This window comes from Alloyangia pacifica (assembly GCF_900116195.1).
In the GTDB taxonomy this organism is placed as follows: domain Bacteria; phylum Pseudomonadota; class Alphaproteobacteria; order Rhodobacterales; family Rhodobacteraceae; genus Salipiger; species Salipiger pacificus.
The window spans coordinates 14,153-33,951 of record NZ_FOZW01000019.1 but is presented as its reverse complement, the minus strand read 5'-3'; the positions used below and the strand labels follow the sequence as shown (position 1 = coordinate 33,951).

The window sequence follows — 19,799 nt, the reverse complement described above, 5'->3', positions numbered from 1 at the left end:
TGGCGATGGACACCGTGACGCCCTCGGCCAAGAGGCCCTGCTGGATGCGCAGGACGGGAATTGATCCGTCGCCCCCAACGGGGCCTGAAGCTTTTTTCGGAGCCGTAGCTCCAGCATGGCCTCGCCATAGGCTTCCTGCAGGTCCCGGGGCTGGTTCTCGTCTTGCTCCCGGATGTCGGGCGGGTTGGCGTGCAGCGAGTTCTCCATACCCCGCCACACGTCTTCGACCCAGCCCTCGATCTCGGAGGGTGTGAGGTCAATGATCGACTTGCCTCCGACACGGTCGTCTTGCCCTAAATGGTCGCGATGACGAGCGCTGTCTTCCGCTTCGCCGTCCACCGCTTGATGCTGCCGTCCATCGTCATACCCATCGCTGCGCTCTCCCCTGCAGCATGAGCAGGTTTTCACTGACTCGATTCAGTGCTTCAGAACCTGCTCGGCTGGAGACTTCCGTGTTCCGGATTTCCGTCTCAACTCGATCCCTTGGCGGCCACGATGAGCCGGAAACCCTCCTTTCCGAAACCAATTCAGATGTCCCATGAGCGCTGGCGACGGGGAACTGTCTTCGCATCCGCAGAAAGACACGATGAAATGCGTAGATTTCGGCTTTGGAATATCCTAGTGTGTCTCCTGATTTGAAGAAGAAATTAAACACCTATGCGGTCTTGAGATCGCGATCTGTAAAATTTATTGCGTTGCCCGAGAATACGAAAATACACCAACTCAACTTCTGCGTGTTTTTTGTGTGAATTTCAGAATAAAAAATAAGAAATTGTTTCGACGTGCTTTTCGGGGTGATGCATTGACTCTGAGGGATGTGTCATGGGGATTTTCAGATTGGATTGTGTCTTATGAGCAGCCAGATTGCTCCTAGGGCTCTGTTGACCCAATGCGGGATGGAAATATCGGCAGACGGCCGTGCTGACTTGAAGATCGCCGAGTCCCCTAGGCCCGTGATCGTTCTTCCTTGTGAGGTCTTGGTGGTAATTCCGACGTTAAACGAGGCCGAGAGCATTCAAGCGTGTCTCGAGAGCCTTCTGTCGGACAAGCCCTTCATGCGTACTGTACGGGTCGTAGTTGCCGATGGTGGCAGCACTGATGGGACACAAGAGATTGTCCGCGAACTGTGCCAAGAGCTTCCCGAACTCAGGCTGATTTCCAATGTCGCGCGTCTTCAGTCTGCAGGCATAAACTTGGCTGTCTCTTCCGAGGCGGCTTCAGGATTCGTCTATCTCGTCCGTTGTGACGCACACGCGCTCTACCCCAAGGGATACGTTCGCGAGGTCGCCGAAGCGATGGCCTTGAAGCCGGAAGCGGCTTCGATCACCACGGTGATGGACGCGACGGGGAGCAATTCCTTCCAGAGAGCTTGCGCTTGGGCGATGGACACGCCGTTGGGCTCTGGCGGTTCCGGACATCGGGGAGGGACCAAGTCAGGATGGGTCGACCACGGACATCACGCAGGGTTCCGGCTCGAATGGTTCCAACGTATCGGTGGCTACGATTCGTCTTTCAGCCACAACGAGGATGCCGAGTATGATCATCGCCTTGGCCTTGCCGGCGGGCGGGTCTGGCTGGACAGCAACATTCGGCTCCAATACCAGGTGCGGCCCAACTGTCGATCCCTGATGAAGCAATATTGGCGCTACGGAAACGGGCGCGCGCGCACCGTTCTTAAGCACCGTATGCGGCCTAGACTCCGCCAATTTGTGCCGGTTCTAAACCTTTTATCGATAGTGGCCAGCTTAGCCATCGCAATCTTCTGGCCCTATGCCCTGCTCCTGCCATTGCACTATCTGCTGACTTTGCTGACCATCTCGTGCGTCGGTGCTCACAGGCTGCGCAGCCTGGCGGGGCTGCACGCCGGCACGGCGTTGGCGGTCATGCACAACGCGTGGGCCCTCGGCTTCCTGCTACAATGCGCGCGAATAGGTCTCCGCGGGGATTGCGTCGCGGCCAGATCGACTGGGCGCAGGTCTACCTGAGCGTAAAGAGGTCCACCGCGACCCGCAGCCTCTGACGGTCGAGCATGACGAGCAGGCCATAAGCCAATAGGGCAAGTACCATCGCTTCGACGATACGCGAGCTCGGCGCAAGGCTGTGCCAAGGGTGCACAAAAACATAGGTTGCCACTGCGACAACCGAAACCGCGATCGGTCTCAGTAGGACCTCTGCGCAGGCGCGGATACTGATCGGCACCACCTGCCGTGCCAGCATCCAGCCGCGTGGGATGTAGATCAGGGCCCAGAGCGTGAAAACACACGCAACGGCCTCGAGGCTCACCGAGGCGCTGATTACCACCAGGACCACTTTCAGGACAGTCCCTTCGATGACTAGGCGCACTTGCAGGTCGGTCCGCCCCAGTGCACGAAAAATGCAAACGAGGCAGGTGATGGTCACGGCCTCCGCGACGATCCCAGGCATTGACAACGCGAAGATCGGGGCGACGTGGCTCCATTTGTCGGACAGCAAGACGCCGAAGAGATCACGCCCGGAAACCGCGATCATCGCCATCGCCGGTATCAGAACTGCGGCCAGCAGCCTGGAGGCAGCCAGGTAAATTGCGGCGATCGTCTCGGGCGATTCCTTCGCCTTGGCCATGCGCACGTAAACGACAGAGGAAAAGGGCCCGGCAAGCCCGAATTGCGGCAGTCGGGAAAACCTCTGATTCATGGCGAACAGCCCCAGTTGGAATGATCCCAGCAACTTGCCAATCGCCACAAAGGCGGACTGGTGCTGGACAACCGAGATTATTGACGTGACGATCGTGTCCCTGGCGAAACCCAGATGCCCCGACAACAATAGCCTCGAGAACGACAGCGACGGGCGGAACTCCGAAAGGTAGAGCACCCCCACCAGCCGCACCGCAGCAAGCACCACTTGCTGCCCGACCAGTGCCCAGACTCCGGCTCCGACCAAGGCGAGCAGAACCGCGACCAGCAGGCCTGTGCCCGCCGCAACGATCTGAAGACGGGCAAGCGCGGTGTAGTGTTCCCGGCGCTCGATTTCAGCATTCGGAGTCGCCGAGATCGATTGCATCAGCGGGAGGACAGACAATGTCGAGATAATCGGCAGCAGCATCGGCTCGGCAAAATACCATGCCCAGATCGGCGCCATGAGCAAAACGCCAGCGCAAAGCCCAAGCCCCAATCCGGTCAGCAACCAGAACACGCTCGACCATTCGACGGGATCATAGTGCGAGGTCCGAATAAGTGAACGGCCCAATCCGCCGTCACTCAGAACCGAGGCGAATATCACCACGGTCATCGCCAGCGCCATGATCGCGAACTCCTCGACCGTCAGGTACCGCGCAATGATCGGCAGGACGAGCACTTGCGAGAGCGCAAGAAAGCCGCGTGCCAAGACAAGCGCCGCTACATTCGTGAAGAAGCCGCGCTTCTGACGTTGATCCGGCGCAGAATGGCTCGAGTTCAGCGCCATGGCATTACCTCAGGATCACGATATCGGACCATTCCATGACGGTGAGGCTAGGGTCGTGCGTCGCCATTTCGAGCCATTCCGGCGTCGCAAACCCGGGCCAGCACTTGCTTTGCTGCCGGAAGAGCACCGGACGATAGCGGCGCCGGAACTCAGCGTCTCCGAAGAGCCCGCCGAAAGCGTCGTCATTGGACGCCCAGTACTGCTGGGTCCCGCCCTCCGTGCAAGGCCTGTTGAAATTCGCGATCACGTCCGGGCTGTACTGCCAAAAAGTCGGCTTGTCGAAACTGGCGTGATTGCGCATGCCCACTTTCACCGGGTTGGCATGTGCCATTTCGACCCAATTGAGGCCTAGCAGATCGTAGATATATCCATCGTAGCCCAAGGCGATGCCGCCAGCCGGACCGACGCCGATCGATGGTCGAGGCGAGACCTCGTTGAGGTAGGTACCAAATTCAATGCCTTGCTGGTTGAGCCGGAACTCCTTCGTCACATCGAAGCGGTTCACGCGGTATTGCATAGACCCAATCAGAACGTATGTGGCCGCAGCAACGATTGAAATGGACAGTGTGCCGGTCCTTGCTGCGGCTCCCAAAGGAAGGATGCGGAAAAGCAATGCAATCCCGATGGCGAAAGCGACGGGGACGAGCGGCACCACTGGCTGATAGAAGCGCCACAGCGCGAAGTGGTCGCCGCCGAGACAAGCGTAGATGGCCAGAAAGCCGAACACTGCGGCAGCCCCAACCAATAGCCCGCGACTGCCAGGCACGCCTTTGTACGCGCGCTGAATTCCCCATGTCGCGGCCGCCACCCAAGCCACGATGAAGACCTCGACGAAGGGTGCGCGCAAGACGAACCTGTTCGCATATTTGAGACCGTCAATGAGGTCCTGCATTCGATCGGACGAGACCTTGGCATAGAAGGTGTTAGGAAAGGGTTGACCGAAGTACCAAATCCTAAAGAGCGTGACTGCGGCAAAGGCGGACAGTGACGCCGACATCAGGATGAGGCCTGGCAGACGCAGTCGTCGATCTAGAAGTGTCCCGAGGGCGATTATCCCCACCGAGACTGCGACCCCCTCGGGACGCGAAAGCGGCAAGGCGATCGCAGGGACGAGCGTTCCGAAGGACAGCGCGGCCCCACTCTTCGGTCCTGCTTCGACGCACCCGATCAGCTGCCGAACCAGAAGCATCACCATGCAGGACCACAGCGCCACCTCCATCATGCTCCAGACGGACCAGAGGAAATAGCCGGGGCTGCCTAACAAAGCCACCCACAGCGCAGCCACGGAAATCTGGGGCGAGGCGCGAAGTCGTTCAGAAAGCGCCCTGCATAGCTGAAATACGTTGAAGACCGCGAAGGCTGTCATCAGGCCCGCTAGCAGAAGGACCAGTATCTCCGGCTCCGGCGTCAGCCAGTAGAGGAATGCCACCATCATGGTCCAGAGGAAGCTGGTCGAACCTTCGACGCGCTCGCCACCGGCGTTGTACACGTAACCTAGGCCGTTCGCGAGGTTCTCGGCATAGGAGCGCGTGATCGCAGCATCATCGATCCCGATCGCTGGCAGGCCGCCGGCGAGGAATGAGGCCAGCGCCGCGCCAACTGCCGTCAGTGCAAGAGCGGCCACCCAGTCCAGAAGGACAATTCGGCGCTCGTTCGATTGGCCGCCGCTGCACGACCGCGCCTCCGATAGGCCGCCCGCCGCTCGGGATTGGTCAAAGAAACCTGATGTCATTTGTGGCTCCCTTCGCGCTTTTTGTCATGTCACTCCCCTAGCCCGCTTGGCGCTGCCTTCCTTCGCAATTTGCCTTGGCGGACTCGCGCGTCCTGGGTGCAGGTCACCCACGCATCCGCAACCCAGTCAGGACAGCGCCTTCCATCGTGAAGTTCAGCGAACGAAACAGCGGATAGCCTTCCTTGGCAGTCTTCACCCGCGTGCGTTTCGAGCACACCGCAAGAAGCCCCATGTCGATCGGGCTCGGCAGACTGACGAGGTCGGACACCTCGAGCAGTCCCGGCGCATCGATCAGCAACAGGTCGAAGCGCTCGCAGAGGTCCTTGATCAGTCGGTCCGCCCGAGCGGTCCCGAACAAGGTCGCCGCGTCGGTCCTCCCGGGGATCATCGGCAGCAAGGAGACGCCAAGCGGCGTATCCTCGATGATCGCGTCTTTAAGGGGAGCCTCTTCGTAGAGCACTTCCACAAAACCGGCCGAAGGATTGACCTCGAACCGCTTCGTGAGACCTGCCGTCCTCAAGTCGGCATCCAGGAGCAGACATTTCTTTCCCTGCTGCGCCGCGGCCCAGGCGAGGAGCATCGCCAGGGTGGACCTTTCCTTGTCATCCGACAACGAAACCAGCATGGCCGAACGTGCTGGCCTGCCAAGCGTAAGATCTAAATTGCGAATGGCGGACCTTGCGGCGCCGCCGAGCACCCAGCCCGCGCGGTCGCTCAGCCGCGTCGCAAGATTGCGGGCCGTGTCCTTGATGGGCAAACGCGGCAGATGGCCGAAGACGCGAAGCCCGAGTGCACGCGTCACCTGATCGGATGTCACGAAACTCTTCGGTAGGAGTTCGAGCAGGAATATCATGCTCATCCCAAGGAACAGCCCGCCGAAAATCGCCAGCACCACCGTTGCCTTCTTGCGCGGCAACGCCGGCGCGTTTGGAGGCGAGCCATAGGCGATCACCTCGGCATCGGCCTGGCGAAGGTTCTGAATCTCACTCGATTCCTTAAAGCGACTAAGAAAGTCGTTGTAGAGGCGCCGGTTGGCATCCGCGACACGAACCAGTTGGTTGAGCTTGATCTGATGCTTGGAGCGGGCGAGCATTGTGTTCTCGAGCCCATCAAGGTTTTCGCGCAACGCCGTCACGTTCAGCCTCAAGACCTCGGCCTGGTTCAGCAATCCCTGCACGGCGCGATCAACCTCGTCTTGTAGCGCATCCGTGAGCGCCATGGTTTCGCGTTTGATTGCCATCACACGGGCGCTATCGTCGGCAAAGCGCTCGAGCGCGAGTGCCGTGTCTGCTCGGAGCGCGGCGAGGCGGACCACGTAGTTGTCCATGGCCGGCGAGGTGAGGATCGTCGCAGCCGCGATGAGGTTTCCGTCAGCCAAGAGTGCCTGCGCTTTGCTGCCCTGAGCTTCGACTTCCGCCAGCCGACTCCTTGTATCGACCAGTCGGGAAGTCACCTCCTGCATTTGCTGATTGAGCCGCTCCGGACTGTCGATCTGGCTGTCCGCGACAGCCTCATAGGAAATCACTGCAGTTTCGGACACTTCTAAGACGTCCGCGAGCTCGCCGACGCGGGTCTCGAGCCAACGTGTGAAGCGCTGCGCTGCTTCGAAACGTCTGTCGCTTACGAAGTCGATGTATTCATCCGCCACCGCGTTCGCGATCCCCGCGGCCTTGATCGGATTTTCCGAGGTCGCTGTGACCTCGACGACGAAGGAGCTGCCGCGCTGACGAAAGGACAGGCTGCGCCGAAGACTATTGGCCACACCGCTATATTCACCGAGCATCGCATCCCGCGCGGTGGAAGCTTCGGCGAGCCCCTCGGAGACCTCTTCTGCGTCCTGCTCCGGCGCGGGTGGAGGCAACAACAGCACTTTAATGAAGTCGACAGCGGCCTGGAGAGCGTTCTTGATCGGATCGATCACTGGCACAGGTTCCGGCGGCGGGCGCAGGGCTGCGTTGAACTCCGGATCCTTGTCCAGCTCTAATGCGTGAACCACCCTGATCAGCAGCGCGCTCGAACCTAGAATGGCAAGTTCGCCTTGGATGGCAGTGTCGGTCAGCGCACGATCTTCCAAAAGGTCAGAGGAATTTCTGGTCGCGCCGCTCTGAGTTCCGAGCAGCATGTTCGTCGACGCGACATACTGCGGCGGATAAGTCGAAAGAGCGAGCACCGCGATCGAAAAGCACACGACCGTGGTTGCTAACAGAAGCCACAATCGCTTGCGAATGATCGTGATGAAATCATCGAGGCCGAACGGAGCCGCACGCTGAGACGCTTCCTCGTCTCCGGGAAGCCCTCCGCGTGGGAACATCGGGATCGGCTGTGGACCGCCGCGCGCGTTCACAGGCGGCTCCGACGTACCTGCACCGTCCTAAACCGAGAGTTGCTATGGGCCTGTGCGTGATTGTTACGGAGAGAAAGCCCCATCCAGACAATGTGGCGCTTCCTTGGTCTGGGCGCCGCGCCTCCGGAATCAAATTGAGAATAATTCATGTAAGTCCAGAAAAATATGAAAAAATATACTATGCGAAAGAACTCCAGAGCTTTCCTCTAATCGGACAGCTTACTGGCACTCGGTAACTCTAACGCTAACCGAAGCTAGACCAACTCCTTGTCATCGACGACCGAAAATCCCGCGATGTAGCATTGCGGCTAAAGATCAGGCTGAATTTTTGGCGTAGGCGCCAATCGATGCCCGAAAATTTGTCACAGCAAGAGTCTCGGGGCCTCTAGCCGAGGCGAAAGGCAGGGTACGCCTAGATTGACGGAGGTCGGACTGTTACGCTGATTTCGCCATTATACCGCAACATTTTTTCGGATATTTCATGAATTTGCGCATCGATCAAAGCGCTCGGTTGCCCGACTTCATTATTGGCGGGGCTCCCAAATGCGGGACAACTTCCCTTCACTTCATTCTTTCTCAGAATCCTGCGGTCGGCATTCCCGATGACGAGATTCATTTTTTCGACGCCGATGACCCCATAGGCCACCCGGATTTTCTGTTTGATGGTCCGGATGGGCTCGACTGGAGGGACCCGAACCCGGGAAATCTAGAGAGCCTCGGTTGGTATGCGGGGCGCTTCAGCAAGCTGGCGGGGTGCGCGTGCCTGGGTGAGGATTCGACTATCTACCTCCAATCCGAGGTGGCCGCTGAAAGAATTGCCAAGATGCTTCCGGACGTGCGCCTGATCTTCATGCTGCGCAATCCAGTCAAACGCGCCTACTCGCAATACTGGCACCTCATGACAAGGGGACGAACCACATGTAGCTTCGAGAAGGCGCTCCGTGTTCACCCGTCCGTCATCCTTGGATCGACATATGCGCCCCACCTTCGCCGGTACTTGGAGATCTTTGGACCCAATCGCGTTCGCATCGTTCTTTTCGAGGATTTCCTTGCAGACCAGCAAGGGTTCATCGACGGAATTACCGACTTTCTCGATGTCCCGAGGATGCAGGTGACAAGCGGCAATGCCTGGTTCAACCGCACCTATTACCCATGCCACCTCGGCATGCAGCGCGCGATCAACCTGCTAAGCAGCCGGATAGTTAGGCAACAATACCGCAACCACTTCAATCAGCGGCGCGGACCGCGCGAACGCGCCCGGAACAAGCTACACTACTACTGGTTTCGCTATGCCCATCCGGTTTTCCTCAAGTCCACCAAACAGCCGCCGATGGCGCCGAAGACCCAGAGATTTCTCGAACAGCACCTTTCAGCGCGCAACGGTGGGCTATCGACCTTGCTGGGGCGCGATCTGTCAGCCGTTTGGCCCCGGTTCACGGGATGAGCCAAACCAGCGTCGATATTGCGGTTGTCACGGACCCGCGGTTTTCCGGCGGCACCGCGTCGTCGGTGATAAGCGACGTGGCCAGTTTCTTGCGGCTGGGTCTGTCGGTCGGGCTGGTGCTGATCCGCTCTCGATTCTTCGATAGCTCGGCGGATCAGGCAAACCCGCAGGTCCTTGCACTTCGGGACTTGCCGGGCGTGAAGGTGATGGGTGGCGAGGTCCATGCCAACCTAGCATTCCTGCACCACCCGATGGCCTTCTTCCGCGGGGTGGAGGACACCATTGCTATCCGCGCGCCCAGTTCGGTGCTCGTCGCCCACCATCCGCCATTTCGCGGTGATGGCTCGTTGGAATACAATCCTCTGACGGTCGAGAGGCAGGTTCTCCGAAGCCTGGGATGTAGGCCACGTTGGTCGCCGGTGTCAGGCACGATCAGAGCGCAGTTGCGCTGCTTTGCGCCGTTCTTGGCCCTAACTTGCGAAGACTGGGTCAATACGTTCGACGCAGGGTCCTGGCGCGCTGAGTTGCCGGCATTCACCGACGGTCGCGCAGTGGTCGGCCGGCACGGAAGAGCTGATGCGCTCAAATGGCCCGAGCGTTTCGAGGAAGCTGTTGGCCCGCTGTCTCCCGGAGCAGGATGGAAGACCCGGATTATGGGTCTCCCGCCGGGTCTCGAACAGCAGATCGCCGCAGCCGGCGTCGATTGGGACCTCGTGCCGTTCAACGCCGAGCCCGTGCCGGACTTCCTAAGGAGTCTCGATGCGTTTTGCTACTTCTACCACCGGCTATGGGTGGAGGCATTCGGCCGAACCATTGGTGAAGCGATCCTGATGGAGCGGCCTTGCGTTCTCGACCCGCGCCTTGAGGCCAACTTCGGAGAGCTTGCGTATTATTGTCGCCCCGCCGAGGCCACGGCCTGCCTCGAGCACCTGCGCACCCATCCTCAGGCGACGCAGAATGCGTGCCGAGTGGCGCGTTCCCGGGCAGTAGAGCGGTTTGGTGATGCCAGTATCGCGCGCCGTCTCCGGGCGCTTTTCGCTGATCCGGGCACGCGCTCACGCCTAGGGCCGAAATCCGCAACTGCACCCCAGACCCTTCGCAAGGTCGTTGGCCTCGCCCTGCGCGAGCAGGCCGAGGCCACGTCAGTCTGATGGCGCGGATCGGTCCGGAAACTGCACTCCTCACGACGTACGACGTTCTGGTGGTCGGCGCCGGCGCCGCAGGGCTGGCGCTGGCGGATGCGGCCAACTCGGCAGGCCGCAAGGTCTTGCTGTTGGACCGGGGCGGCCTGTCCGCCGCCACACCTTCGCTGGAACCGGAGCTGCCCGACGGCTCGCCACACGACCTGCCGCACAAGACCAACCGGTATGGGCTTGGTGGGACCTTGGCGATCTGGGGCGGGCGTTGCGTCCCCTTCGACGAGGCCGATTTCGAATCCCGAGCATGCATCGCGTCCGGGTGGCCGATCAGCTACTCCGAGTATGCCGCGTGGTTGCCCGCTGCATCGACGATGCTCGGGGTCGAGGCGAGCTATCAACGCCCTGCGCCGCTTGCATGGCCGAAGTCCCCAGGCGTTTGCATGGATTCTGTCGAACTGCTCTGCCGGGACTGGATTCCTGCCTGCATGACAAGGCGCCTGCTCCGGGACACTGGTCCCGATATCCTGCTAGACACGGAGATCACCGGGCTTCTCTGGTCGGCTCGGCGTATCAGCGGGGTGGTGTCCCGCAGTGACGGTGTCACGCGGCATCTGCGCGCAAACGAAGTTGTCCTCGCTTGCGGAGGGCTGGAGACCACTCGGCTTTTGCTCGAAGAAGAACGGCGCGCCCCCGGACGTTTAGGGGGCACCGACTGGCTGGGCCGAGGGTACATGGGGCACCTGACGGGCAGCATCGCGGAAATCACATTCAACAGTTCCACGGCGGTATCCGAGTTCGTCTACAAGCACCGTCGCGGGAACAGCCCTGCCCGTCGTCGCTTTCTCGTGACCCCGCCGGACAGCCCTCATGTCGCCTTCTGGATCGAGTCGATCGCACCAGAAGACGCCCGACACGGCTCCGCTGACCTGTCCCTGAAGGCAATGTTGCGGGGCGCGCCCAAGGGAACACGCCTGCGGCACGTCCGCAACGTTCTGGGAAATCCGGGCGACGCCCTTGCTGGGGTGGGCGCCGCCCTCATTCACAATCTAGAGCAAAGCAAACGACATCCGGACAGACTGAGCCCACGGCGACGAGGGCCCTACCGACTGGCGTATCACGCCGAGCACCTACCGAACGTGGAGAGCCACGTCACTTTGTCGTCACGTGTGGATGCCGCTGGCCGGCACCCACTTCGTATTAGCTTTTCCTACGACGAAGCAACGCTGCGTGGAACGCTGGCGGCGCATCGCCTTCTCGCCGCTGCGCTCGATGAGGCCCAATTCGCCGAGCTGACGCTCGACGAAGAAGATGAGGAGGCGATGAAGAAAATACAGGCCATGGCGCGCGACGGCTATCACCAGATCGGTCTGACCCGAATGGCGAACTCTCCATTGAACGGAGTGGTCGATCCAAACTGCCGCGTCTTTGGCACCGAGAACCTTCACATTGCAGCGGCCAGCGTCTTTCCAGTGTCCGGCCAAGCCAACCCGACACTGAGCGTTGTGGCGCTGGCACTGCGTCTGGCCGCGCACCTCTCCAATCAGAAGCGCTGGACACAGGGCGGGAGCGCCGCAGCATGAGCAGGCGCATTTCCATCCTAGGCAGAAGCTTCGACATCTCAGCGGAGACGCGCGATCATTTCCTGGTAACCGTTTGGCTACTGGTCACGGTCAAGCAGTTTCGCTTCGATGAGCTGATACTCTATCCGCTCGCCCTCTACTTTTTCTGGGCTTTCATGCGCGACTTCCGGCAGATTTTCGAAATTCTCGCGCGCTCGTACGTTCTGTGGTTCTTCCCGATCTGGTGGTTCTTGTCTCTCGCTTGGGGCGAACATCCAGGCCAAACGCTCAAGAGCGGCCTGCAACTCGTGCTGACCCTGATGATCTGCTACGGTGCCGTGCTCCGGCTTCGCCCAAGACAGATCATGGTGTCGGTGTGGATCGCGGCAGGGTATTTCGGCCTCTTGAGCTTTATTGTGGACCCATTGGGTTCGAGCGCCAAAGGTGTGTTCAAGAGCAAGAATTCGCTCGGCGGGGCGATGGTCTTGTTCTGGGTCGCGGGGTTGTGCATGGCCCTCGATCCGGGCCTGACTCGCAAGATCAGAATCGCCGCGGCAGCGTCGTTGCCACTGGCTTTCTGGATGATCCAGGTCTCGAACAGCGCCACCGCGACCCTGCTGGCCATGGGCTCGTGTACCGCAGTGGTCTTCTTACGCTTCCGGAGCCTTTTGTCGCCGATCGCGACGGTCGCCACAGTCTCCTTGCTTGTCAGTTTCGCCCTGATCTACGGGAGCTACGCGGCGCTGGACGTCGTCGAGATCAATCCCGTCAAGCAGGTGCTCAGAGCCTTCGGCAAGAACACGACGCTGACCGGCCGAACGGTCTTGTGGGAATACGCGACCGTGGAGATACGCAATCGCCCGTTGCTGGGCGTTGGTCCCGGCGGTTTCTGGACACCAGAAGACCCATTTTCTGTCGCCCGCCGGATATATGACGAGTTTCACAAAGTATACAGCGCCACTTTCGGGTTTCACAATTCATATTATGAAACCGCCGTGCACTTTGGACTTATCGGCCTTGGTCTACTGGTCATCACGACACTGTGGACGTTCTGCCGGATCTTCGCCTTTGCCATCGTCCAAAACGAGGTCTGGGCCATCTTCTTCACCTGCATCGCGCTCATTACGATCGCGACAAGCGTAACGGAGGTCGTTCTGATGTCAGCTTTTCACCTGTTGTTCATGCTTTTCATCATGGGATCGCTGCTCACGTGCAAAAGCGCGTCTCCTTCAGCACTGGGCACAACTGCGAGGCCGGGAAAATGATCCGCAAATCGGCCCAAAAACAGATAATCACACGCATTTCTGGCGGAGTTCGAGTAGGCGCAGCATCGATCTTCGCGTTCTGGCTAACACTTGCAGGAGCCGCGGCGGAGCCGACGGCCGAGAGCTTTTTCGAAGACTTTGACAGCATCAACACCAAGCGCTGGCGCGTTTCTGATGGCTGGACCAATGGGGCATGGCAGAACTGCATTTGGAGCAAGGATGCCGTGCGCGCCAAGGACGGAATGCTCGCCTTGAGGATAGAACGGATCGCGCAAACCAAAGGCGAAAACACCGAAGTCGCAGACGGAGATGGGCAAATCGAGAAGACCCAGGCACAGGCAGTTGAGCCGCCACTATCAAAGGTCGACGAGAAGAAACGCCGCCACGCTCGCAATTTTGCGTGCGGCGAGATCTTCACGCGGGCCCGCTACGGCTACGGAACCTACGAAGCGCGGTTCCGCAGCGACCGCGCCTCGGGAGTCAACGCAGCATTCTTTACCTATATAGGTCCGATTACCGGCGATGCGCACCATGAAATTGATTTCGAGGTTCTGACCAAGGATCCCTCGAAGGTTTCTGTGAACACGCACGTGGACGGTGTTCCCCAGAATGGTGGGCCAGTCCCTGTCTTGGCTGGGGCTGACAAACAATTCAACAACTACGCTTTCGTGTGGGAAGCCGACAGCCTCCGCTGGTACGTGAACGGTGTGCTGTATCATGAGGCCAGAGACACGCTGCCAAGCCTGACGCAGCGCATCTACTTCAGCCACTGGGGGACCGACAAGCTTACTGCCTGGATGGGGGAGTTCGAATACCCTGACCGCCCTCTCGAAATGCTGGTCGACTGGGTTGCCTATACTGCCCCCGGTGAGCGCTGCCGGTTCTCGGAATCCATCACCTGTTAATTTCCACTGCCCCTTCTGCTCCCTCGTTCACAGCCGGAGTTTGCAGGTTGGTTGTTTTCTCCCCAACGCTGGACCAGTTCGTCGCGCGGTAACGGGCGGACTTGGGCTTGCTCATGCAGCTCGTCTATCCGGATGGATTACCGATGTGAATCCTTCGCCGACTGAGTTCTGCAACAACCCGCAGGGGGCGGGTCACGGAACAAAGAGACCCGAAATTCCAAGAACTAACGTTCCAGTTTTGGGGAATAGAGCACCCGCTCGCTGCGGCAATCAGTTTTGCACCGGCGCGGAAAGGCCGTAGACCTCGCGTTTGGGCGGCTTGATACAGCCCGACAATACACCGAAATGAAAGACGGACCGCATGATCCAGAAGGTGCAACGGTCCAGACGTGGCACCACCAGAAGCGCGCGCAGGCCGCAGTACGCGGCCTTGAGCATGCTACAAAAGAATACCGTGCTCCGGCGCAACAGATCATCAGGCGCGACACAAGTGCCATAAATGGCGCCAGTCATGAAACGCCGCCGGACCAGCCAGTCAAAGCGCAACCGGTTCGGCACAACTTTCTCGCGCACCAGTGCATCATCGGCGATCGTCATTTCTGCTCCAGCGCGGTTCAGCCTGAAAAAGAAATCAACATCCTCACCCCCTGTTCGACCAAAAGCCAGATCGAAGCGCATGTTCGAGACCCGCGGATTTCCGAGGTCGATAAGGACGTTGCTCGTGTTTCCAGTTTCCACCATGCCACGGCGACGCACCGGCGTGTTGCTATGAAAGTCATTCTTCCGCATCCAATGCGGCGCAACTTCCGGATAGATTGCATGTGCCGGACCGAAGACGACTGCGGCGCCGCTCTCCTGCCATGCCGTTACCAGACCGATGAGCCAGCCCGGATCCGCGATTTCGTCATCGTCAATAAATACCAGGACACTGCCGCGCGCCGCATCCATACAAGCATTTCTTGCTACGGAAATGTTACGCGCAGGCGCGTGGACATATGTGAAGGACAGCCCGAGATCTATACAATAGGCAACGATGCTGTCCCGTTGTGCTGCCGTTTCATCATTGTCAGCGACAATAACCTCGAGGGTTGCACCAGAGGGAATTTCTTGCGCCGCAATGCTTTCAAGTGTGTCCAGCAAGCTCCGGCGCCTGTAGGTACAAATTCCGACGACAATACGCATTTCCGGGCCCCGTAAAAAGACGTTCGAACTCGAACCTTCGCAGCATTGGTTGCTTGAATTTGAAGACAGTGACACTATCTACTGCAGCATGAGGAGGCAGTGCTTCTACCATGAACGTGACGGCTACGTTATCGCGTCGTTGTGGGGTATGACGCGTCAGGGAAAGGAGAACATGCTCTGAAAAAAAGTGACCGAAACGAATCGCGCAAACTTCGGCTCAGCTTGCGGGCGCAAGTGTTGCTGCCGCCGATAATCATTCTTCAAATTATTTGCATCCTATCAAGTTTCTTCTTCGGCGGAAGCATTTGGTGGTGGATGTTGCTTGGCTGGATCGCAGCCGCACCCACAACCTTACTATGGGCTCTACTGACGACGGGCTCAACTCAAGAGCAAGTGCGTGGTCAGAAGCGTGGAGAGGACTCCGGCGCACTCTTGGCATCAAAGAAGACGGAGTTCACTTCGCGCCACCGAGTTGACCAGTGATGAATGCGACGACCGTGCGCCACAAGATTGAGAGGTCCCGCCACACACTAGGGTGCTCGATATACCAGACATCAAGGTTGACCCGCTCCTCGTAGGTGGTCTCCGATCGTCCCCCGACTTGCCAGGGCCCAGTCAGGCCAGGCTTCACGGAAGTGTAGTGATTTCTGTAACGTCCGTATCTTTCGACTTCGTTCTCAATAACTGGTCTCGGCCCGACGAGGCTCATGTCGCCCCACAGGACATTGAAAAGTTGTGGCAATTCGTCCAAACTTGCCCTGCGCAATAGGTGCCCGACTTCCCCCAAAATTCGCGGGTCCTTCTCAAGCTTGAAGTTCCTCTCCCATTCCAACAGAAGCGTTGGATCGTGAGCGAGCGCGTGCTTCAGGACCTCGTCGGAATTGCGCACCATTGTGCGATACTTCAAACAATGGAACGGCTTGCCATCTTTTCCGATCCTGCGGTGCCTGTAAAGGATCGGCGCGCCATCTTCGCGCCAAACCATGAGCGCGATCAGAATCATGAGCGGCGCAAAAACGACAATCATGGCGAGTGCAAGGCAGATATCTATCGTCCGCTTAAGAGGAGCATGGACGTTGGATGCAATTTTATCCGCACAAATGTTCCGATCGTCCGTCTTCACTGAACTCAGGGTCGCGTCACGTTCAGTTGAAATGGAGCCATTTGAAACCTCCGGCACAATTCTATATTTCTCCATAATAATATCCCCAGCTATAACGCAGAATATTAATGCTCGAACATAGTCACATGAAATGAAACATCACGAAAGGTACATTCTCACCAAAATTACGGCCAAGCGAGGTTGCGCCGGAACAAATCGATCAATAATTAACCAGAAATTCGCGACACATGGCTGCGCTTCGACATTCTGGAAGAACTTTACTCCGCAACCGTTGGCACGCGCCCTAATTCAAGACCATCTTGCATCCCCCGGTCCGAAATGAGTGCGGAAATCCTATCCACACTTTCCAGAACTTCGACCGACTCTGAAAGTGGCATCACCGGGCTCTCGAGCTGCCCCGCCGCAAGGCACCTAGCCACCTCTTCTGCTTCAAAACGCAACCCATAGCCCACGAACGGCCTCCCGAAAGCGACGCCTTCCCGCCCGGTTGCGCGTCGCGCAAGTCCTCGAGCGACCGGCCAGAGCCGGCTTCCCCGAAGTGCATCTCCAAGAGCCGAAGGCCGCTCCGCTGTCCGCCCACGTGGCCCAAGGGGCGACATACGCGCCTGTATTGCGCGAATGAAAGGCGCATCGACAGAAATTCGACCCCGGCTGCCGCTAATATCTAGGGCATTTCGCAATTCTGTACTGTGACTGGCCCGGATCGAACAAAGTGCGGGTCGCTTCATTTTCTCGTGCAGGAAAGTAATTGATACGTCCCGAACACTCCCAGTTGGTGAAATCACAGCCTCTGCCTGAATTTCGCGAGGCATGCCCAGAAGATCATGTGCGAGAGATACTCCATAGATTCCTAGGTCGAGAAGCGCGCCACCGCCAAGAGCCGGATCTGTGAGCGTCGCATTCGAGCTTTCTTCGTTGTGAACAAAACCCAAGTCCACGCTCATCTGCGATATATCCCCGAGCTCGTTTCGCTTCAGCTTTCCGCGAAGCTCATTCATGGTTGGAAGAAAGCGTGTCCACATGCCTTCCATACAAAAACACCGAGCCCGACGCGCAGCCTCGACGATCTCTCTCGCTTCTTCCGCATTGAGAGCAAAAGGCTTCTCGCATAGCACTGGCTTGCCTCGAGACAGTGCCTGAATCACGTGGAGGTGATGAAAGGCGGCGGGCGTCGCAATATAGACCGCATCAACGTCATCAGCGCGCAGCATAGCTTCGAAACTCTCGGAGGCTTGCGCAGCGCAAGCACGAGCAAGCGCTTGTGCCGCGACGAAATCCCTCGAAGCGACGCGGCTCACACGGCCGGTCACTCCGTAACTTAAGTCCCTGGCAAACTTCGTGGCGATCCACCCCGCCCCCAAGATGCCCCAGCGTAGTCGGCCGGACACTATCTCGTCTCCTTTCGCGTACTCCCCGCGTCTGCCGAGAGCAGTGCCCCGCGACTGCGCAAGAACGCCTGTTCAACGAGTTTGCCTAGGATTGTCATGATCACTTGCGGCGGAGCGGCCATGCACTGCGCAATTTGCGAAACATCGCGCGCTTTCACCGCTTCGATCAACCAGAGCCAACGCCAGCGCTTCTGCGTCTCGATCTCATGCTCACGAAGTGCCGACCGCTCGGCCGCGCTAAGGCCAGGCAGATTCCCCATCCTCCGGTCAGCGGCAACCAGCGCGCCAAGATCCGCTGCGCAGTGCCGACCGCTCAATGAGTCAGCTCTTGTGAGTGCATCATACCCCAAGGGGTCAACTAGCAGAAAACTCGCACCCGCAGCGAGCGCCATTGCATAGAGCGCATAGTCCTCCCCCAACCGCATGCTCTCGTCATATCCGAGGCGGTTCTCTATAAGAAAATCCCTTCGAATAAGAGGTTTGAAAAAACCCATCTCGCCACGCCCACCATGAAGACGTGTCAGGTTGCCACGCACGAAGGCCTCTAGGTCAATCCTCCGCGCGCCAATCGGGTGTTTGCTGAACATGCGCGTCCTTGCCGCGGACTTCCCGTGTTCGGTCACCTTGTGGAGATCGTCGGCGACCATATCCCAATCGCCCTCCTTCGCCAGCGCGAGCATCGCAGCAAGTCGACCCGGTTCCATTCGGTCGTCGGAGTCAAGCACCGTTACATATCGGGCGCGGGTCGCCTCCAATGCGCGATTGCGAGCCGCAGCCGGGCCAGCGTTGCGCGTATTGCTCAGCACTTTCAGGCGCCGATCCGCAGCTGCGACGTTTTCGAGTTGCCGTAGGGTTCCGTCCGTAGAAGCGTCATCAACAGCAATGACCTCCACTGCCACACGTTCCTGGGCCAGGGCGCTATCAACAGCCGCGCAGATTGTACTGCTGGCGTTGAAGGCCGCCACAATTACGCATACGTCGGACATCTTGAATGCCTTTAATGAAATAAAACTGAATTCACTTAACCGCCCACGCAAAGGGCGCCGCTAATCTCAGTGACGATAAAATCTCTTGAAACAGAACAACTCGCTGGACACGAGAGCCCTTGAAACCCAAAGTTAACCAATAAATTTATTATTTTGACCGAAATCAGCCAATTCAAGCGACGAGGGCAAGATGGTCACAGTTACAGTTGCGATCGCAGCTTGGAATTCGTCCACGACCATTGCAGAGTGCATCCGGAGCGCGCTAGACCAAATCGACGTCACGAGCCAAGTTCTGGTGGTTGATGATGGATCTTTCGATAATACAGTCGAGATCGCTGAAAAATGTGGCGCTCGTGTGATCCGCTTAAGCGACAACGGCGGTCCAGGCAGAGCCCGGAATGTGGCATTGGATACTGCGAGCACGGATTGGTTGGCCGTTCTCGATTCCGACGACCAAATGGAACCTTGGCGCCTTCGAGACATGCTCAAGATTGCACAAGAGCACGATGCGGACGTCGTTTTGGGGAATCTGAGTCGCGTTGACGAAGATGGCCGTCCGATCGACGGACTGCCATTCGTCAATGGCCCCGATTACGAAGAACCAATTCCCTTGGATCTTGACACATACATCGTCAGGAACCACGATCCACACCGACGTGGCGCCCTTGGATACCTCAAGCCTTTGCTAAGAGTTGATTTTTGCAACAAGAACGGCATTAGATACCCGACAGAGACCTACAATGGCGAAGACTATCATCTGATGCTTTCCTGCCTCGCGGCCGACGCCCGAGTCATCTTCTCACCGGCACCGGATTACATCTATACTTCCCGAAGAGGTTCGATCTCGCATAGAGTAGACCCCTCTCATATTGAACCTCTGATACAAGCCGATCGTGCTTTCGTCGCGCAACATGCAAGCCGCCTCTCCAACTTAGCAAGAAAGGTTTTTGCGGACCGCCAGGTGATGTTGGATCGCACGCGATACACCGAAATCGTCCTACAGTCCCTGAAGCGCGGAGATCTCCGAGCAGCGGTCAGCGCGCTAGCGCAGCGGCCCTCCGCGATCGGCATGATCGGAGCCAAATTTCTGGAAGCTGGCAGTAAGCGCCTCCTTTCGAAAGGTTGCGCCAACAGAAGGACACCCAGACCGAGTGGTGAATTTACGATTACCCAGAGAGGGGGAGGCAGCTTGCTCAAAGGAAGCTCCGGAGGCGGCACCCACTCCTCAAGCACATCAACCGAGCGCGACGATTCTGGTACATCGGCGCCTCGATGACGCGCTCTCAGGATC

14 protein-coding genes are annotated in these 19,799 nt (G+C 58.5%); 7 read left to right on the top strand and 7 right to left on the bottom strand.

The window, feature by feature from the left end:
* Positions 1–851: 851 nt before the first annotated feature.
* The gene (locus tag BM397_RS26450) at positions 852–1,985 is read left to right on the top strand and encodes a glycosyltransferase family 2 protein (RefSeq protein ID WP_092430515.1); all 1,134 of its coding nucleotides are present in this window, start codon (positions 852–854) and stop codon (positions 1,983–1,985) included.
* On the opposite strand, the gene BM397_RS26445 is transcribed toward BM397_RS26450, so the two are convergent.
* The 3 genes from BM397_RS26445 to BM397_RS26435 form a co-directional block, all read right to left on the bottom strand.
* Positions 1,978–3,441: an oligosaccharide flippase family protein gene (locus BM397_RS26445; protein ID WP_092430513.1), complete on the bottom strand. Its 1,464-nt coding sequence runs from the start codon at positions 3,439–3,441 to the stop codon at positions 1,978–1,980. The two genes, BM397_RS26450 and BM397_RS26445, sit on opposite strands and share 8 nt — an antisense overlap.
* A 4-nt stretch (positions 3,442–3,445) precedes the next feature.
* Entirely contained in the window at positions 3,446–5,173 is a 1,728-nt protein-coding gene (locus BM397_RS26440) for a hypothetical protein (protein WP_092430511.1), read from the bottom strand.
* Between the two features lie 103 nt (positions 5,174–5,276).
* Complete coding sequence (locus BM397_RS26435; protein ID WP_143015440.1) at positions 5,277–7,517, bottom strand: GumC family protein; 2,241 nt, start codon at positions 7,515–7,517, stop codon at positions 5,277–5,279.
* A 481-nt stretch (positions 7,518–7,998) separates the two neighbouring features.
* On the opposite strand from BM397_RS26435, the gene BM397_RS26430 reads away from it, so the two are divergent.
* Genes BM397_RS26430 through BM397_RS26410 form a run of 5 tightly spaced genes read left to right on the top strand, consistent with a single transcriptional unit; the run spans position 7,999 to position 13,829 of the window.
* The gene (locus BM397_RS26430; protein ID WP_092430506.1) at positions 7,999–8,961 is read left to right on the top strand and encodes a sulfotransferase family protein; all 963 of its coding nucleotides are present in this window, start codon (positions 7,999–8,001) and stop codon (positions 8,959–8,961) included.
* Complete coding sequence (locus BM397_RS26425) at positions 8,958–10,112, top strand: glycosyltransferase (RefSeq protein ID WP_092430504.1); 1,155 nt, start codon at positions 8,958–8,960, stop codon at positions 10,110–10,112. Before BM397_RS26430 ends, BM397_RS26425 begins: the two co-directional genes overlap by 4 nt.
* On the top strand, positions 10,112–11,680 hold the full coding sequence (locus BM397_RS26420) for a GMC oxidoreductase (RefSeq protein ID WP_092430502.1): 1,569 nt from the start codon (positions 10,112–10,114) through the stop codon (positions 11,678–11,680). The genes BM397_RS26425 and BM397_RS26420 overlap by 1 nt, the downstream gene beginning before the upstream one ends.
* Entirely contained in the window at positions 11,677–12,924 is a 1,248-nt protein-coding gene (locus BM397_RS26415) for an O-antigen ligase family protein (RefSeq protein ID WP_092430500.1), read from the top strand. Before BM397_RS26420 ends, BM397_RS26415 begins: the two co-directional genes overlap by 4 nt.
* A complete protein-coding gene (locus tag BM397_RS26410; protein WP_092430497.1) occupies positions 12,921–13,829 on the top strand; it encodes a family 16 glycosylhydrolase in 909 nt (302 codons plus the stop codon). The genes BM397_RS26415 and BM397_RS26410 overlap by 4 nt, the downstream gene beginning before the upstream one ends.
* A 270-nt stretch (positions 13,830–14,099) precedes the next feature.
* Here BM397_RS26410 and BM397_RS26405 read toward each other — a convergent pair whose 3' ends face one another.
* The 4 genes from BM397_RS26405 to BM397_RS26390 all read right to left on the bottom strand — a co-directional run bounded on the left by BM397_RS26405 (position 14,100) and on the right by BM397_RS26390 (position 18,508).
* Complete coding sequence (locus tag BM397_RS26405; protein WP_092430495.1) at positions 14,100–15,011, bottom strand: glycosyltransferase family 2 protein; 912 nt, start codon at positions 15,009–15,011, stop codon at positions 14,100–14,102.
* Between the two features lie 454 nt (positions 15,012–15,465).
* A complete protein-coding gene (locus BM397_RS26400; protein ID WP_092430493.1) occupies positions 15,466–16,209 on the bottom strand; it encodes a sugar transferase in 744 nt (247 codons plus the stop codon).
* Between the two features lie 182 nt (positions 16,210–16,391).
* A complete protein-coding gene (locus BM397_RS26395; protein WP_176806923.1) occupies positions 16,392–17,522 on the bottom strand; it encodes a Gfo/Idh/MocA family protein in 1,131 nt (376 codons plus the stop codon).
* A complete protein-coding gene (locus BM397_RS26390) occupies positions 17,522–18,508 on the bottom strand; it encodes a glycosyltransferase family 2 protein (RefSeq protein WP_092430489.1) in 987 nt (328 codons plus the stop codon). Before BM397_RS26390 ends, BM397_RS26395 begins: the two co-directional genes overlap by 1 nt.
* Before the next feature lie 190 nt (positions 18,509–18,698).
* Between BM397_RS26390 and BM397_RS26385 the strand changes: the two genes are divergently transcribed.
* Complete coding sequence (locus tag BM397_RS26385; protein ID WP_092430487.1) at positions 18,699–19,784, top strand: glycosyltransferase family 2 protein; 1,086 nt, start codon at positions 18,699–18,701, stop codon at positions 19,782–19,784.
* Positions 19,785–19,799 lie beyond the last annotated feature (15 nt).

What these genes read in the sequence shown, in the direction of transcription:
- BM397_RS26415 (WP_092430500.1), top strand. Translation starts at nt 11,677, where the DNA reads ATGAGCAGGCGCATTTCCATCCTAGGCAGAAGCTTCGACATCTCAGCG.
- BM397_RS26440 (WP_092430511.1), bottom strand. Translation starts at nt 5,173, where the DNA reads ATGACATCAGGTTTCTTTGACCAATCCCGAGCGGCGGGCGGCCTATCG.
- BM397_RS26400 (WP_092430493.1), bottom strand. Translation starts at nt 16,209, where the DNA reads ATGGAGAAATATAGAATTGTGCCGGAGGTTTCAAATGGCTCCATTTCA.
- BM397_RS26445 (WP_092430513.1), bottom strand. Translation starts at nt 3,441, where the DNA reads ATGGCGCTGAACTCGAGCCATTCTGCGCCGGATCAACGTCAGAAGCGC.
- BM397_RS26385 (WP_092430487.1), top strand. Translation starts at nt 18,699, where the DNA reads ATGGTCACAGTTACAGTTGCGATCGCAGCTTGGAATTCGTCCACGACC.
- BM397_RS26390 (WP_092430489.1), bottom strand. Translation starts at nt 18,508, where the DNA reads ATGTCCGACGTATGCGTAATTGTGGCGGCCTTCAACGCCAGCAGTACA.
- BM397_RS26430 (WP_092430506.1), top strand. Translation starts at nt 7,999, where the DNA reads ATGAATTTGCGCATCGATCAAAGCGCTCGGTTGCCCGACTTCATTATT.
- BM397_RS26410 (WP_092430497.1), top strand. Translation starts at nt 12,921, where the DNA reads ATGATCCGCAAATCGGCCCAAAAACAGATAATCACACGCATTTCTGGC.
- BM397_RS26405 (WP_092430495.1), bottom strand. Translation starts at nt 15,011, where the DNA reads ATGCGTATTGTCGTCGGAATTTGTACCTACAGGCGCCGGAGCTTGCTG.
- BM397_RS26420 (WP_092430502.1), top strand. Translation starts at nt 10,112, where the DNA reads ATGGCGCGGATCGGTCCGGAAACTGCACTCCTCACGACGTACGACGTT.
- BM397_RS26450 (WP_092430515.1), top strand. Translation starts at nt 852, where the DNA reads ATGAGCAGCCAGATTGCTCCTAGGGCTCTGTTGACCCAATGCGGGATG.
- BM397_RS26425 (WP_092430504.1), top strand. Translation starts at nt 8,958, where the DNA reads ATGAGCCAAACCAGCGTCGATATTGCGGTTGTCACGGACCCGCGGTTT.